The sequence below is a fragment of the Streptomyces sp. NPDC048171 genome (genome assembly GCF_043202655.1).
In the GTDB taxonomy this organism is placed as follows: Bacteria; Actinomycetota; Actinomycetes; order Streptomycetales; family Streptomycetaceae; genus Streptomyces.
Map to the genome: position 1 here is coordinate 579600 of NZ_JBIDAU010000004.1, position 13710 is coordinate 593309.

Below are 13710 nucleotides of genomic sequence, written 5' to 3' on the forward strand. Positions count from 1 at the left end.
ACGGCATTGACATGTTCTATATGCAGGCCACTAATCTATGCCAGAGTTCTTATACATGACTGTCAACGACATAGAACAGAACAGGGGTGATTCACCGTGTCCACCGGCAACCCGCGGGCGACACTCGCCGCGGCGTGCGTCGTCGGCCCGCTGATGACCTTGGTGGTGACCGGCCCGTCCGTGGCCGTGCCCGACATCGGCGCCGATCTGCACAGCTCCCTCGCCGCTGCCCAGTGGGTGGTCGACGGCTACATGCTGACCGCGTCCAGCAGCCTCGCGGCGATGGGCTCGCTCGCGGACCGCGTGGGCCACCGCAGGATGTTCACCTGGGGCATGGCCTTCTTCGCGTTCTGGATGGCCGTCTCCGGCCTCTCCAACAACATCCTGCTGCTCGACGTCTCGCGCGCCGTCTCCGGCTTCGGCAGCGGTGCGGCACTCGCCTCCATCACCGCGATCGTGGCTCAGGCCTTCGACGGCCCCGCGCGGGCGAAGGCGTTCGGACTGTTCGGCACCTTCCTCGGCGCGGGTCTCGCCTTCGGGCCGATGTTCGGCGGCGTCCTGGTCAACCTGTGGGGCTGGCGCTCGGTGTTCCTCGTACTCGCGGGGGTCGCCGTCCTCGTGCTGCTGAGCACGCCGATGCTGCCCCGTACGGAACCGAACCGCGGGCCTCGCTTCGACTGGGCGGGCACCTTCCTCTTCGGCTTCGGCATCGCCCTGTTCGTCCTCGCCCTGGTGGAGGGGCCGGGCCGCGGCTGGACCGACGCGATCGTGCTCGCCTCGGCCGCCGGCTGCCTGGTTCTGCTCGTGGCCTTCGTGAGGGTGGAGCGCCGCTCCGAACACCCGATGTTCGACCTGGGTCTCTTCGCCCGCCCGCAGTTCCTCGCGGTCTGCCTGGTGCCGCTGGTGCTGGCGTTCAGCTTCGTCGCGCTCGTCATCGTGCTGCCGCCGTACCTGACCTCCACGAGCGGTCTGTCGGCCTTCCGGATCGGGCTGGTCCTGCTGCTGCTGACCGGACCCTCCCTGGTGATGCCCGCCGTCACCGGCGTCCTCGCGCAGAAGGTCTCGCAGCGCACCCTGTTCGTGGTGCTGCTCGCCTTCTCCGCAGTCGGCGCCGCCTGGTTGACCATGGTCGAGCCGGGCGCCTCGGCCGTCGCGCTGGCCGGCCCGCTGCTTTTCCTGGGCATCGGTTACGGCATCTCGCTGGGCATCCTGGACGGCGCGGCCGTGTCGGCCGTCGAGCCCGAGCGGATGGGCATGGCCGCGGGCATGTTCAACACGGTGCGGCTGACCTCGGACGCGGTCTCCATGGCCGGTCTCGGCGCTCTCGTCACGGCGCTGACCAAGAGTGCCCTCGACACCGACGCGGTCTCCGCCTACGACGGCGGTGCCGAGGCGCTGACCTCGCGCGCCCTGCAGGGCGGTCTCAACGAGGCCGCCGAGACCCTGCCCGCGGGTGAGGTCCGGGACCGGGCGGTGACCGCGATGGCCGACGCCTACGCCGCCGGCCTGCACACCACCATGTGGATCGTCGCGGCGGCCTGCGCGGTCACCGCCGTGGTCGTCGGCAGCCTGCTGAAGGGCGGCAAGCCGTCGGCCGACGCGGCGGACGAAGCCGTCGGCGAGCCGTCCGCGGCGTCGTCGCCCGAGCCCGCTTCCGCGCGCTGAGGGGGCGGGTCATGGCACAGACCGCCCTCGGACCCGTCGAGGTCCTGTCCCCTTATGCCGACGAGCAGTTGGTGGAGCGCCTCGGCATCGAGATCGAGGTCTGCGAGCCGGACCTGGTGATCGGCACCATGCCGGTGGCGGGCAACCGCCAGCCGATCGGTCTGCTGCACGGCGGGGCCAACGCCGTGCTGGCCGAGACGCTCGGGTCGCTCGCCGCCTGGACGCACGCGGGCGCCGACCGGATCATCGTCGGGCAGGAGCTGTCGTGCACCCACCACGGAGGGGCGCGGTCGGGCCGGGTCACCGGTGAGTGCCGGCCGCTGCACGTGGGCACGCACACCGCCACCTACGAGATCGTCATCCGTGACGAGCGGGGCCGGCGCACCTGCACCGCCCGGCTGACCTGTGCGATCCCGCCGACCAGGCGCCGGACGATCCGGTGACCGTACGCGGCCCGGGGCACGACGGTCCGCGGGCCCGGCCGAGGCAACGCACGACTACTGCTTCGCCTTCTGTCGTATGCAAGACTATTGATATGGCGAAGACGACGACGGAGACGGTCGCCGCAGGCAGGCTCGGGCACACGATCAAGCGCGCCGAGCAGGCGCTGATCGGGCGCAAGACCGACGTGCTGCGAGAGTTCGGCCTGACGGTGCCCCAGTACTCGGTCCTGCTGTTGCTGTCGGTCTCGGACGGCATGTCCGCGGCCCAGCTCGCGCGCGAGTGCATGGTCACGCCACAGACGATGGCGACGGTTCTGACCAACCTGGAGAAGGCCGGCCTGGTTTTCCGCGAACCCTCGGAGCTGCATCAGAAGGTCGTGGTCAACCGGGCGACCCGGGCGGGCCGTGCCATCGCGAAGCAGGCCGACAAGGCGGCCCTTCGTGTCGAGGCTTCGCTGGGCGCCGAATTCACGCCCGAGGAAAGGGCGCGGTTCGAGGAGTATCTCGAGCGGACCATCGCCGTTCTGGGTTCACTTAAATAACCCCTCGGGATAAGCCAGTAGTACGGAAAGACCACGTTGATTTCGTTCACCATGAAATCAACGTGGCTTTCTTTTTCCTGCTAGGATGGAAAGTGACCCGTGCCTGGCCACACGGTGCGGGGGACAAGAGTTAGACATCTCACTGCAGAGTGGGGTGGTTGTACCAATAAGGGGGAATGGTGCAGATTCATGTCCTGGGGCCGATGACGATATTCGGCGATGATCTGGAGCCGGTCGTTCTGGCTCCCAAGCCGCGTCGTCTGCTTGCTTTGCTCGCTGTCAACGCCGACAGTGCGGTATCCATCAATGCACTTGTGCAGGAGTTGTGGGGGGACAGCCCGCCGCGCACCGCCACCGCGACCATTCAGACCTACATAGGGCAGGTTCGTCGCACTCTCGCGGAAGCCCTCAATAAGAGCGCCAACGACGTCGCCGAGGAAATCCTCATCACCGAGGGCGGCAGTTATGTGCTCTCCACTCGGGGGGTCGCGCTCGACATCACCGAGTACGAGATGCTGACCGCCGCCGGAAACGCCGCGATCCAGCGCGGCGAATTCGTCGAGGGCTCCGATCTGCTCCACCAGGCCGTCGCACTGTGGCGCGGCCCGGCACTCGTCAACGTGGAGGCCGGGGAACTGCTCGGTGCCCGGATCGTCCACCTGGACGAGTCCCTCCTGTGCACGCTGGAGCACCGGATCTACGCCGACCTGCAGCGCGGCGCCCATCACACCCTGGTTCCCGAGATCACCGAGCTCACCGCCCGCCACCCGCTCCACGAGAACTTCCACCGGCACCTGATGCTCGCGCTCTACCGCTCTGGCCGGCGGGCGGAGGCGCTCGCGGTGATGCGGCGGCTGCGGACCCGGCTGGTGGAGGAGCTGGGCCTGGAGCCCTCGCCGTTCCTGGTCCAGATGGAGCAGGACATCCTGCGCGGCGAGCCGTCGCTCGACACGCATCAGCGCCGGTCGGCCCGGCGGGCCACCGTCCCACGGCAGCAGGACCGCTGGAGCATGGGAAGCATGATGACAGCCTGACGCCGGGCCGCGGGCGGCTGTCGAAACGAGCGGATCACGCGGGGCGCCCGGCCGGTTTCCCGGCCGGGCGCCCCGCGTGGACGGCCGTCGGGCTCAGGCCCCGCTGACCAGCAGGCACGACCAGGTGAACCCGGCACCCGCGCTCACCACCAGCGCGTACTCGCCGGGGCCCAGCAGCCGACCGGTGCACAGCTCCGCCAGGCTGGCGGCGGCATCACCGGCTCCCAGGTGTCCGGTGTCGTCGCCGGGCCGCAGCAGTGGCGCCCCGGTGAGCTTGGTCAGCACCGGCGCGTAGGCCAGGTCGATGGTCTTGCGACCGAGTCGCGGCGCCACCACGTAGCGCAGCGGCGCGTCGCCCGTCGCGGACAGCCCCGCGCCCGCCAGGCACGACTCCACCGCCGACCGCAGCGCCGCGGCGCTGGTTCCGGTGAACGCCTCCATGCCCTCCGCCTGGAGGAACGCCTTCTTGGTCCGGCGGATGTCCACCGTCGGCCCGAGCGAGCGGGCGGCCGGGCCGAAGGGATCGTCGCCGCGGTGCATGCGCTCCAGCCGGGGCGCGGCGACCGTGGCGACCGAGTGCAGGATCAGATCGGCCGGCCGGCCGCCCTCGCTCCCCGGCAGGTGGTGCAGGACGAGGGCGGTGGCCCCGTCGCCGTACCCGATGCCGTAGTCCCCGCTCCAGCGGTCGAAGCCGGGCGCCAGGAACGCGTCGGCGGTGGTGATCAGGGCGTGCCCGAGGCCGGGTTCGACGAGGAGCCGGGCGGCGGCCAGTTCCACGGCCGCCGCCCCGCCGTTGCACACCTGCTGGACACCGAGCGGCACGGCGCCGACGGCGCCCAGCCGGTCGGCGACGAAGTGTGCGGGGGACCACAGGTCGTGCCCCTGGTAGTGGATCCAGGCATGCAGCAGGAGGCCCACGGTGCCGGGGTCGACCCCGGCCGCGGTGAGTGCCCCGCGCCCGGCCTCGACCGCCATCTCCGGTGCGGCCAGGTCGGCCACCGGCAGACCGGCGTACCCGAGTTCGTCGGCGGTCTCGGCGTCGACCAGCTCACGCGCGACGGCCTCCGCCGCGCTCTGCCGGCCCCGCGGGAGCCAGAGCGTGGGGCCCGAGATGCCCAACGGGTACGGCAGGCGCATTACTTCGCCTCTGCTCTCGAGCTCTTCGGGGCTCCCGCCTCGACGTCGCACCCCGGGTCCGGGGCGGGCGTGCTCGGGGAGGTCGCCGTCGTGGGGATGATGTCGACGACGTACAACTCGACCGGCTCGGTGCCCTTGTTGATGCCCATGTGCACGGTGTCCGGGCCCACGGGCTCCACGAGCGACTCGCCCGGGCCGTACTCCTCCACCGAGCAGTCCGAACCGTCGATCCGGGTGAAAGTGCCGGAGTTGATGACGGCGATCTCCTCGCCCACGTGGTAGTGCCAGCCCGTGGAGGCGCCCGGCTGCACGACCGCCTTGCGGTAGAGGACCTTGCGGTCGTCCTTCGCCTTGATCTTGAAGGGCGCCGAGGTGACTCCTTCGGTCAGCGTGACCGCGCTGACCGGGGGGACCTCGGCCGTGGCGTCGGCCTGGGCGACGGGCTGGGTGGCGAATCCGACGCCGAGCGCCACCGCGGCGCCCACGGCGGCGGCTACGAGTCTGCTCTTCTTGACCACGGGAAGTCCTCTGCTCACGGGAGACCGGTCGCAGTCATATGTATCAGAGCATTGGCACTGGGTTGAGGTCTGTCTTGACTTCCTGTGCTGGTCTTGTGCGGGGCTTCAGCCGTTCTCTTGCCGGTTCGGGGCAGGTGGGATCCGCGGGCCGCTCAGCCCGCGTCGACCAGCGAGATCCTGCCCTTCCGCTCGTCCCGCCGCAGCAGTTCGGCGACCCTCTCGTGGGTCTCCGTACCGGCCTGCGCCGTGTGCAGCATCAACCGGATCCCGGGCCGGTCCGGGATCTCGAGCACCGAGTGATCGAAGATCAGCAGCCCCGCCCGCGGATGCTCGATCGCCTTCGTGCCCTGGTTCGTCGGCGTGAGCTCGTACCGCGACCACAGGTCCGCGAACTCCTCGCTCTCCTGTGTCAGCCGGCTCGAGATCGCGGTGAACCGCGGCTCCGCCGGGTAACGGGCGGCGTCCCTGCGGAACTCGGACACCAGGCCGGGAGCGACCTCCGCCCAGTACCGGTGGCGCGCCCGGAACGCCGGATTGGTGAAGAAGGACACCAGGCAGTTGGTGTCCCGCTCGCCGAACCCGAAGACAAGGCCGGCCGCGCGGTTGAGCCCCACGATGTCCCAGCACCGGTCGATCACATACGCCGGGCTCGGCATCCAGCCCTCCACGAGGGCCGTCAACTGCCCGGTGTCCGCGCAGTCGTCGGCCGCGCGCTGCGGCGGGTTCATCCCCACCAGCCGGTACAGATGGTCCCGTTCGACGGCGTCCAGCAGCAGCGCCCGGCTGATCGAGTCCACGACCTGGCCCGACACCTTGATGTCCCGGCCCTGTTCGAGCCACGTGTACCAGGAGGCGCCGATGCCCGCCAGCATCGCGACCTCCTCCCGGCGCAGCCCCGGGGTGCGCCGGCGCATGCCCGGAGGAAACCCCACGTCCTCGGGCCTGAGCCGTTCCCGGCGCGCACGCAGGAAGTGCTTGAGCTCCTCACGTCGACGGGGCTCCCGTACTGCGTTGAGGTTCGTGGTGGTCATGGACCCAGGATAGATTCGGGCTCCCCACGGCATGGCGATAATTGCCAGCCTTCTGCCATGACTTCCGACTCCGTCACTCAGCAGACCGGCAAAGTGCCGTTCACCACACGCCAGTGGCTCATCATCGCCCTGCTGTGCGGTACGCAGTTCATGCTCGCCCTCGACTTCTCCATCCTCAGCGTCGCGCTCCCCGTCCTCGGTGAGGACCTCGGCTTCAAGCTGAGCGACCTGCAGTGGGTGGTCACCGCGTTCGCGCTGCCGTCCGGCGGCCTGCTGCTGCTCTTCGGCCGGGCCGCCGACCTCTACGGCCGGCGCAACTGGTTCATCGTGGGCATGGTCCTCTTCACGGTCGCCTCCCTCGCCGGGGGCCTCGCCCCCACCCCCGGCTTCCTGCTCGCAGCCCGCGCCGCCCAGGGTGTCGCGGCCGCCATGCTCACCCCGGCGGCGATGTCCCTGCTCACCACCAGCTTCGCCGAGGGCTCGCAGCGCGACCGCGCGCTCGGCATCAACGGCGCCCTGCTCTCGCTCGGCTTCCTGTCCGGCGTGGTCCTCGGCGGAGTCATCACCGACTTCACCAGCTGGCGCGTGACGCTCTTCATCAGCGTCCCCGTCGGCGTCGTCGCCGCCATCGCCGCCCCGATCCTCATCAAGGAGAGCCGCAACGAGGAGACCCCGAAGCTGGACCTCCTCGGCGCCGTCACCGTCACCGGCGGCCTCCTCTCGGTGATCTTCGGCATCACCTCGGCCGAGCGCAACGGCTGGAGCTCCACCACCACCCTGCTCTCCCTGGCCGCCGGGCTCGTGCTCCTCGTCGCCTTCTTCGCCGTCGAGTCGCGGGTCGCCGCCCCCCTCGTCGACCTGAAGGTGCTCCGCCGCCGCACCGTGAGCTGGGGCAACGCCACCGGCCTGGTCACGTTCGCGATGATGACCGGCATGGTGTTCCTGCTGACCCTGTACTTGCAGCAGGTGCGCGGCATGAGCCCGCTCAACGCCGGCTTCACCTTCGCCTCCCTCGGCGTCGCCGCCGTCGTCGGCGGTGCCTTCGCCGCCCGCATCATCGGCGCGATCGGCGTCCACCGGGCCCTCGTCTACGGTCTGCTGCTGCAGGCGGCGAGCACCGCCGCGCTCTACTTCCTCGACGCCGCCGGCAGCATGCCGCTGCTCCTCATCGCCACCGCCACCGGCGGATTCGGCCACCTCCTCGCGGTCGTCGGCTACATGATCACCGCCACCTCGGGTCTGCCGGACCGCGAGCAGGGCCTGGCCACCGGCCTCGCCTACACGGGTCAGCAGCTCGGTGTCACCGTCGGCACCCCGGTCCTCGCCACCGTCGCGGCGGCCGGCATCGACTCCGCGGGCGGCAGCGGCCCCGCCGCCGTCCTCAACGGCGTACAGGAGGGTCTGCTGGTCGCCGCAGGCGCGCTGCTCCTCGCCGGTCTCGCCGCCATGGCCTTCCTCCGGCCCGACCGTGCCACGGCGGCCGAGACCCCGGCGGCCGAGGCCTCGGCGCCCGGCGACAAGGTCTCCGTCGAGGCGCGCTGAGGGACCGCGGAACGCACCGAGACTCTGAGGGGAACGAATCACATGCGCATGCGCTACCTGGGCCGCACCGGCCTCCAGGTCTCCGAGATCTGCCTCGGCACGATGACGTTCGGCGGACGCCACGGATTCCAGCACATGGGCCGGCTCAACACCATCGAGGCCCGGCAACTCGTGCACACGAGCATGGACGCGGGCGTCAACTTCTTCGACACCGCCGACATGTACTCCGCCGGACAGTCCGAGGAGGTCCTCGGCGCCGCCCTCGGCACCCGTCGCGACGACGTGATCATCGCGACGAAGGTGCGCTGGCAGATGCCCGACGGCGACGGTGGTCCGAACGACCGAGGCCTGTCCCGTCACCACATCGTGCGCTCGGTGGAGGCCAGTCTGCGCCGACTGGGCACCGACTACATCGACCTCTACCAGACGCACGGCTGGGACGGCCGCACCCCGTGGGAGGAGACCCTGCGGGCCCTGGACGACCTCGTCCGGGCGGGCAAGGTCCGCTACACCGGCGCGTCCAACCTGACGTCCTGGCAGCTCACCCGCGCCCTCGCCACCAGCGAGCGGTCCGGCCTCGAGCGATTCGCCTCGCACCAGATCCAGTACAGCCTGGCCGCCCGCGAGGTCGAGTGGGAACTGCTGCCCATGGCCGAGGCCGAGGGTGTGGGCGTCATGGTGTGGAGCCCGCTCGCCGGGGGGCTGCTCAGCGGCCACCAGGAGCGCGGCGCGACGCCGCCCGCGGGAACGCGGCGGGCGGTGGGCTGGTTCGAGCCCGTGGACCCCGAGCGCACCTTCGACACCATCGACGTACTGCGCAAGATCGCACAGGAGCGGGAGGTGAGTCCGGCCCAGGTGGCTCTGCGCTGGGCGCTGGAGGCGAAGGGCGTCACCTCGGTGGTCATCGGCGCCCGCAACGAGCGCCAGCTCACCGACAACCTGGCCGCGACGAACTGGTCGCTGACCCCCGAGGAGCGCGCCGCCCTCGACGAGGTCAGCGTCCCCCGGCTGCCGTACCCGTACTGGCACCAGGAATACAGCGACGCGGAGCGCGTCCGGGAGCCGGACGAGCACTGACGTGCGCGGGAAAGCCGGAAGGGCCACCGCGTCCACCCGGGACGCGGTGACCCTTCCGAGGAGTGCCTGGGCCGGCCGGCCTCAGCGCACGTCGCCCATGAGCTCCTTGACGCGCTTGCGGTACATCCAGATCGCCACGCCGGCGACGACCGCGAGGGTCGCCTCCGCGGCCACGATGCCCGTCTTGTTCAGGTCGACGCCCGCGATGGAGAGCAGGCCGGTCGTGGCGTCACCGGCGGTGACGGCCAGGAACCAGACGCCCATCATCTGCGAGGCGTACTTCACGGGCGCCATCTTCGTGGTGACCGACAGACCGACCGGGGAGAGCAGCAGCTCACCGCAGGTCTGGACGAAGTAGATCGCCACCAGCCACAGGGCGGCCGCCTTGTGGCCGCCGTCCGCGATGGCCAGTGGGGCCAGGAAGAGGAAGAAGGACGCGCCGACCAGGACCAGGCCGAACGAGAACTTCACGATCGTGCTCGGCTCCTTGCCGCGGCGGGCGAGCGCCAGCCACACCATGGCGAAGACCGGGGCCAGGGCCATGATGATGACCGGGTTGACCGACTGGTACCAGGAGACCGGGAAGTCCCAGCCGAGGACGCTGTTCTCGGCCGAGGAGTCGGCGAACAGCGACAGCGTCGAGCCGCCCTGGTCGTAGATCATCCAGAACACGGCCGCGGCGACGAAGAACCAGATGTACGCCGACATCTTGGACTGCTCGGCGCGGTCCAGGGACTTGTCGCGCTTGATGCGGGTCAGGACCAGCACCGGGATGATCACACCGAGCAGGGTCAGCGGGACCAGGATCCAGTTCAGGGTGTAGGCGCCGGAGAAGCCGACGATCGCGTAGAACACCACGGCGAGCGCGGCCCAGAACGCGGCCTTGCGCAGCGTCGAGGTCTTCTCCTCGACGGACAGCGGCTTGGGGACCACGCTGGAGTGGGGGGCGAGGTGGCGGCTGCCGAGCAGGAACTGGATCACGCCCAGGCCCATGCCGAGCGCGGCGAGCGCGAAGCCCAGGTGCCAGTTGACGTTCTCACCGATGGTGCCGATGACCAGCGGCGCCGCGAAGGCACCGAGGTTGATGCCCATGTAGAAGACGGTGAAGCCACCGTCGCGGCGCGGGTCGTCGGGGCCGTCGTAGAGCTGGCCGACCATCGTCGAGATGTTGGCCTTGAGCAGACCCGAGCCTATGGCGACCAGGCCGAGGCCCGCGTAGAACGTGCCGGAGGACGGCAGCGCCAGGGTGAGGTGGCCGAGCATGATCACGCCGCCGGCGATGGCGACGGTCTTGCGGGGGCCCCAGACGCGGTCGCCGAACCAGCCGCCGGGCATGGTCAGCAGGTACACCAGCGAGAGGTACACCGAGTAGATCGCGGTCGCGGTGCCGGCGTTGAGGCCGAGGCCACCCGGGGCGACAAGGTACAGCGGGAGCAGAGCCCTCATGCCGTAGTAGGAGAAACGCTCCCACATCTCGGTCATGAAGAGTGTGGCCAGTCCGCGGGGGTGGCCGAAGAAGGTCTTCTCGGAGCCGGGGGTGCCCGGTGTGACCGAGTCCTTCGTCAGGCTGGACGCCATGGTCGATCCTTGCTGGTCGGGACGCGCTCATGAGGCGATGCGCGCCCGGTGGGGGGCGGCCGGCACCGGCGGCCTCCACCCGCCCACCCCACGCCTGAGGGATTCCGCTCCGGATCACGGAGCGGTGGACGGCGGCCACCGGGATCCACGCCTCCCCGCGCGTCACCGCACGCTTCGAGGCCCGGCCACAGGTCATTCCTTTCGAGGCCGGCCCCTGGGGCCGGCCCGCACACAAAAGAGACCTTCAGCGTCGAACTGTCGCCAAAGGTCCCCTGGGTGCTACAGGCGCTGATTCACCATACGGCAGGACACCGCCCGGTATGGAAGGACTTGAGACACGGATCACAGGTGATTCCGGAACCGCGAACGATCATTCGAAGGTCCATTCCAGGATGGCATCCCACAGCCGCAGGGCCGATCCGGGGGGGCGTGGAGCCGCCCGGCACCGGGGTGTCCGGCTTGTCCTCAGGTAAGAGTCCCGGGCGGCGATCATGCCCCGGCCGTTGCTCCGAGCGGTCTACCATCAGCTCATGACCCGTGTACTGCTCGCCGAGGACGACGCGTCCATCTCGGAGCCGCTGGCCCGCGCCCTGCGCCGGGAAGGGTACGAGGTCGAGGTGCGTGAGGACGGACCCGCCGCGCTCGACGCCGGGCTCCAGGGCGGCATCGACCTGGTCGTGCTGGACCTGGGCCTGCCGGGCATGGACGGTCTGGAGGTCGCCCGGCGGCTGCGCTCCGAGGGCCACGCCGTACCGATCCTGATCCTGACCGCGCGCGCCGACGAGGTGGACACCGTGGTCGGCCTGGACGCGGGCGCCGACGACTACGTCACCAAGCCCTTCCGCCTCGCCGAGCTGCTCGCCCGGGTCCGGGCCCTGCTGCGGCGCGGCGCCGTCGAGCCCCCGCAGCCGCCCGCCACGCACGGTGTGCGGATCGACGTCGAGTCGCACCGCGCCTGGATGGGCGAGGAGGAGCTCCAGCTCACCGCCAAGGAGTTCGACCTGCTGCGGGTGCTGGTGCGCGACGCCGGCCGGGTCGTCACCCGCGACCAGCTGATGCGCGAGGTCTGGGACACCACCTGGTGGTCGTCGACCAAGACCCTGGACATGCACATCTCCTGGCTGCGCAAGAAGCTGGGCGACGACGCGGCGAACCCCCGCTACATCGCCACCGTGCGCGGTGTGGGTTTCCGTTTCGAGAAGAACTGAGCCCCCGCAGGGGCCTGCCCGGGTAAGAGGACATGCGCCGCCGACTGATCCAGTCCACGCTCGCCGTGGTGCTCGTCGTGATCGCCGTCTTCGGCGTCTCCCTCGTGATCGTGGAGACCCGGACGATCAGCAGCACCGCGCAGGAACGGGTCGACCTCGAGGCGGTGCGGCTGGCCAGCATCGTGGACAGCAGGCTGATCGGCACCGGTTCCGTCGACGCGCGGTTCCTGCGGGAGCAGATCCGGGACGCGCGGTACGCCGTGATCCGCATCCCCGGCGAACCGGTCATCGAGGTCGGCAGCAAGCCGACGGGTGAGGTGCTGCGGGGCACCGCCACCGGTGAGGAGGGCGAGACGGTCCTCGTCGAGGAGCCCAGCTCCTCCGTGACCCGGGAGGTCGGCCGCACCCTGCTGATCATCGGCCTGGTCGCGCTGCTCGCCGTGGTCGCCGCCGTCCTGCTCGCGATCCGGCAGGCCAACCGCCTCGCCTCCCCGCTCACCGACCTCGCCGAGACCGCCGAGCGCCTCGGCTCCGGCGATCCGCGCCCGCGGCACAAGCGGTACGGCGTCCCCGAGCTTGACCGGGTCGCGGACGTGCTGGACTCCTCCGCCGAGCGCATCGCCCGGATGCTCACCGCCGAGCGCCGCCTGGCCGCCGACGCCTCCCACCAGCTGCGTACGCCGCTGACCGCGCTGTCCATGCGGCTGGAGGAGATCACCCTCACCGACGAGCCGGAGACGGTGAAGGAGGAGGCGACGATCGCGCTGTCGCAGGTGGAGCGCCTGACGGACGTCGTGGACCGGCTGCTGACCAACTCGCGCGACCCGCGCAGCGGCTCCGCCGTCACCTTCGAGCTGGACGACGTCATCCAGCAGCAGATCGCCGAGTGGCGTCCCGCCTACCGCAGCGAGGGCCGGGCGATCGTCAGCTCCGGCAAGCGGCACCTGACGGCCGTGGGCACGCCGGGCGCCGTGGCGCAGGTGCTGGCCGCGCTGATCGAGAACTCCCTGATGCACGGCGGCGGCACGGTGGCCCTGCGGACCCGGGTGACCGGCAACCAGGCGGTCGTGGAGGTCACCGACGAGGGCCCCGGCGTCCCGGGCGACCTGGGGGCGCGGATCTTCGAGCGGGCGATCAGCGGCCGGAACTCGACGGGCATCGGTCTCGCCGTCGCCCGCGACCTGGCCGAGGCGGACGGCGGCCGCCTGGAACTGCTCCAGGGCCGCCCCCCGGTCTTCGGACTGTTCCTGTCCCGCACCCCGCCCCCGAAGAAGTCGTCCGGGGACGCGGGCGCCACGGTGCGCTAGCGGGCGCTCAGCGGTGGGCCGCGGGGGTGCCGTCGGGGGCGGGCACCGGGGCCGGGTGCCCGGGCTCCCGGAAGGTGTCCGAGCGGGTCACCGGCGGACGGGCGGGCAGCGTGCGGAAGACCCAGGTGCGGTACGACCAGAAGCGGAAGAGCGTGCCGAGCCCGATGCCGAGGAACTTGAAGATGTTGCTCTGCAACGGGCTGTCCCAGCCGAAGCCGTACGTCGCCGTGAAGAGCACCCCGTTCTCGATCACCAGTCCGACCGCGCTGAAGAGCAGGAACAGCGACATCTCACGGGTCCGGTGGCCCTTGTCGCGGTCGCGGTAGGTGAAGTAGCGGAAGCCCACGTAGTTGAAGACGATCGCGACGATCGTCGCCACGATGCTGGCCCGCACCACCTGGAGGTCGGTCACGTGCCGCACGAAGTTGAAGACGAGGAGGTTGACCAGCACTCCCGCGCCGCCCACCGCGCCGAACTTCACGACCTCACGCACCAGCCGGTCGATCCGCTCCCGCAGTGCGCCGCGGGGCGCGGGAGGAGCGGGGGGAGCCATGTGAGCACCCGAGGAACCACGTTCCATGGTCGTGCAGGCCCCCGTCCGTCGGTTGGCGTCAATCTGTTCATGCTA

The 13710-nt window shown here is 70.6% G+C and carries 13 protein-coding genes; 8 read left to right on the top strand and 5 right to left on the bottom strand.

The genetic code is table 11. The features are described 5' to 3' along the window. Positions 1-96 precede the first annotated feature (96 nt). The 4 genes from ACGF3J_RS14270 to ACGF3J_RS14285 all read left to right on the top strand — a co-directional run bounded on the left by ACGF3J_RS14270 (position 97) and on the right by ACGF3J_RS14285 (position 3684). Complete coding sequence (locus tag ACGF3J_RS14270; protein WP_393854166.1) at positions 97-1665, top strand: MFS transporter; 1569 nt, start codon at positions 97-99, stop codon at positions 1663-1665. An 11-nt stretch (positions 1666-1676) separates the two neighbouring features. Then, positions 1677-2108, top strand: coding sequence for a hotdog fold thioesterase (locus tag ACGF3J_RS14275; RefSeq protein WP_161329880.1), 432 nt, complete (start codon positions 1677-1679; stop codon positions 2106-2108). 92 nt (positions 2109-2200) lie between these two features. Beyond that, on the top strand, positions 2201-2650 hold the full coding sequence (locus tag ACGF3J_RS14280) for a MarR family winged helix-turn-helix transcriptional regulator (protein WP_161329879.1): 450 nt from the start codon (positions 2201-2203) through the stop codon (positions 2648-2650). Between the two features lie 176 nt (positions 2651-2826). Continuing rightward, positions 2827-3684 (top strand): AfsR/SARP family transcriptional regulator, encoded by an 858-nt coding sequence (locus ACGF3J_RS14285; protein ID WP_161329878.1) that lies wholly within the window; start codon positions 2827-2829, stop codon positions 3682-3684. Between the two features lie 93 nt (positions 3685-3777). Here ACGF3J_RS14285 and ACGF3J_RS14290 read toward each other — a convergent pair whose 3' ends face one another. From ACGF3J_RS14290 to ACGF3J_RS14300, 3 genes are all read right to left on the bottom strand, one after another. Further along, positions 3778-4821 (bottom strand): 3-oxoacyl-ACP synthase, encoded by a 1044-nt coding sequence (locus ACGF3J_RS14290; protein ID WP_161329116.1) that lies wholly within the window; start codon positions 4819-4821, stop codon positions 3778-3780. After that, a complete protein-coding gene (locus ACGF3J_RS14295; RefSeq protein ID WP_161329115.1) occupies positions 4821-5357 on the bottom strand; it encodes a cupin domain-containing protein in 537 nt (178 codons plus the stop codon). Before ACGF3J_RS14295 ends, ACGF3J_RS14290 begins: the two co-directional genes overlap by 1 nt. Positions 5358-5491: 134 nt before the next feature. Further along, positions 5492-6370 (bottom strand): helix-turn-helix transcriptional regulator, encoded by an 879-nt coding sequence (locus ACGF3J_RS14300; protein WP_161329114.1) that lies wholly within the window; start codon positions 6368-6370, stop codon positions 5492-5494. A gap of 57 nt (positions 6371-6427) precedes the next feature. Between ACGF3J_RS14300 and ACGF3J_RS14305 the strand changes: the two genes are divergently transcribed. Next, positions 6428-7912, top strand: a complete 1485-nt coding sequence (locus ACGF3J_RS14305; RefSeq protein ID WP_161329113.1) for an MFS transporter — start codon at positions 6428-6430, stop codon at positions 7910-7912. Positions 7913-7954: 42 nt separating this feature from the next. Then, on the top strand, positions 7955-8989 hold the full coding sequence (locus tag ACGF3J_RS14310) for an aldo/keto reductase (protein WP_161329112.1): 1035 nt from the start codon (positions 7955-7957) through the stop codon (positions 8987-8989). 81 nt (positions 8990-9070) lie between these two features. On the opposite strand, the gene ACGF3J_RS14315 is transcribed toward ACGF3J_RS14310, so the two are convergent. Then, complete coding sequence (locus ACGF3J_RS14315) at positions 9071-10567, bottom strand: MFS transporter (protein WP_161329111.1); 1497 nt, start codon at positions 10565-10567, stop codon at positions 9071-9073. A gap of 530 nt (positions 10568-11097) precedes the next feature. On the opposite strand from ACGF3J_RS14315, the gene ACGF3J_RS14320 reads away from it, so the two are divergent. Both ACGF3J_RS14320 and draK read left to right on the top strand, forming a co-directional pair. After that, positions 11098-11775, top strand: coding sequence for a response regulator transcription factor (locus tag ACGF3J_RS14320; RefSeq protein WP_125491337.1), 678 nt, complete (start codon positions 11098-11100; stop codon positions 11773-11775). Between the two features lie 32 nt (positions 11776-11807). Further along, complete coding sequence (gene draK / locus ACGF3J_RS14325) at positions 11808-13082, top strand: two-component system sensor histidine kinase DraK (protein ID WP_122617049.1); 1275 nt, start codon at positions 11808-11810, stop codon at positions 13080-13082. A gap of 7 nt (positions 13083-13089) precedes the next feature. Here draK and ACGF3J_RS14330 read toward each other — a convergent pair whose 3' ends face one another. Continuing rightward, entirely contained in the window at positions 13090-13662 is a 573-nt protein-coding gene (locus ACGF3J_RS14330; RefSeq protein WP_161329110.1) for a GtrA family protein, read from the bottom strand. Between the last annotated feature and the right edge of the window lie 48 nt (positions 13663-13710).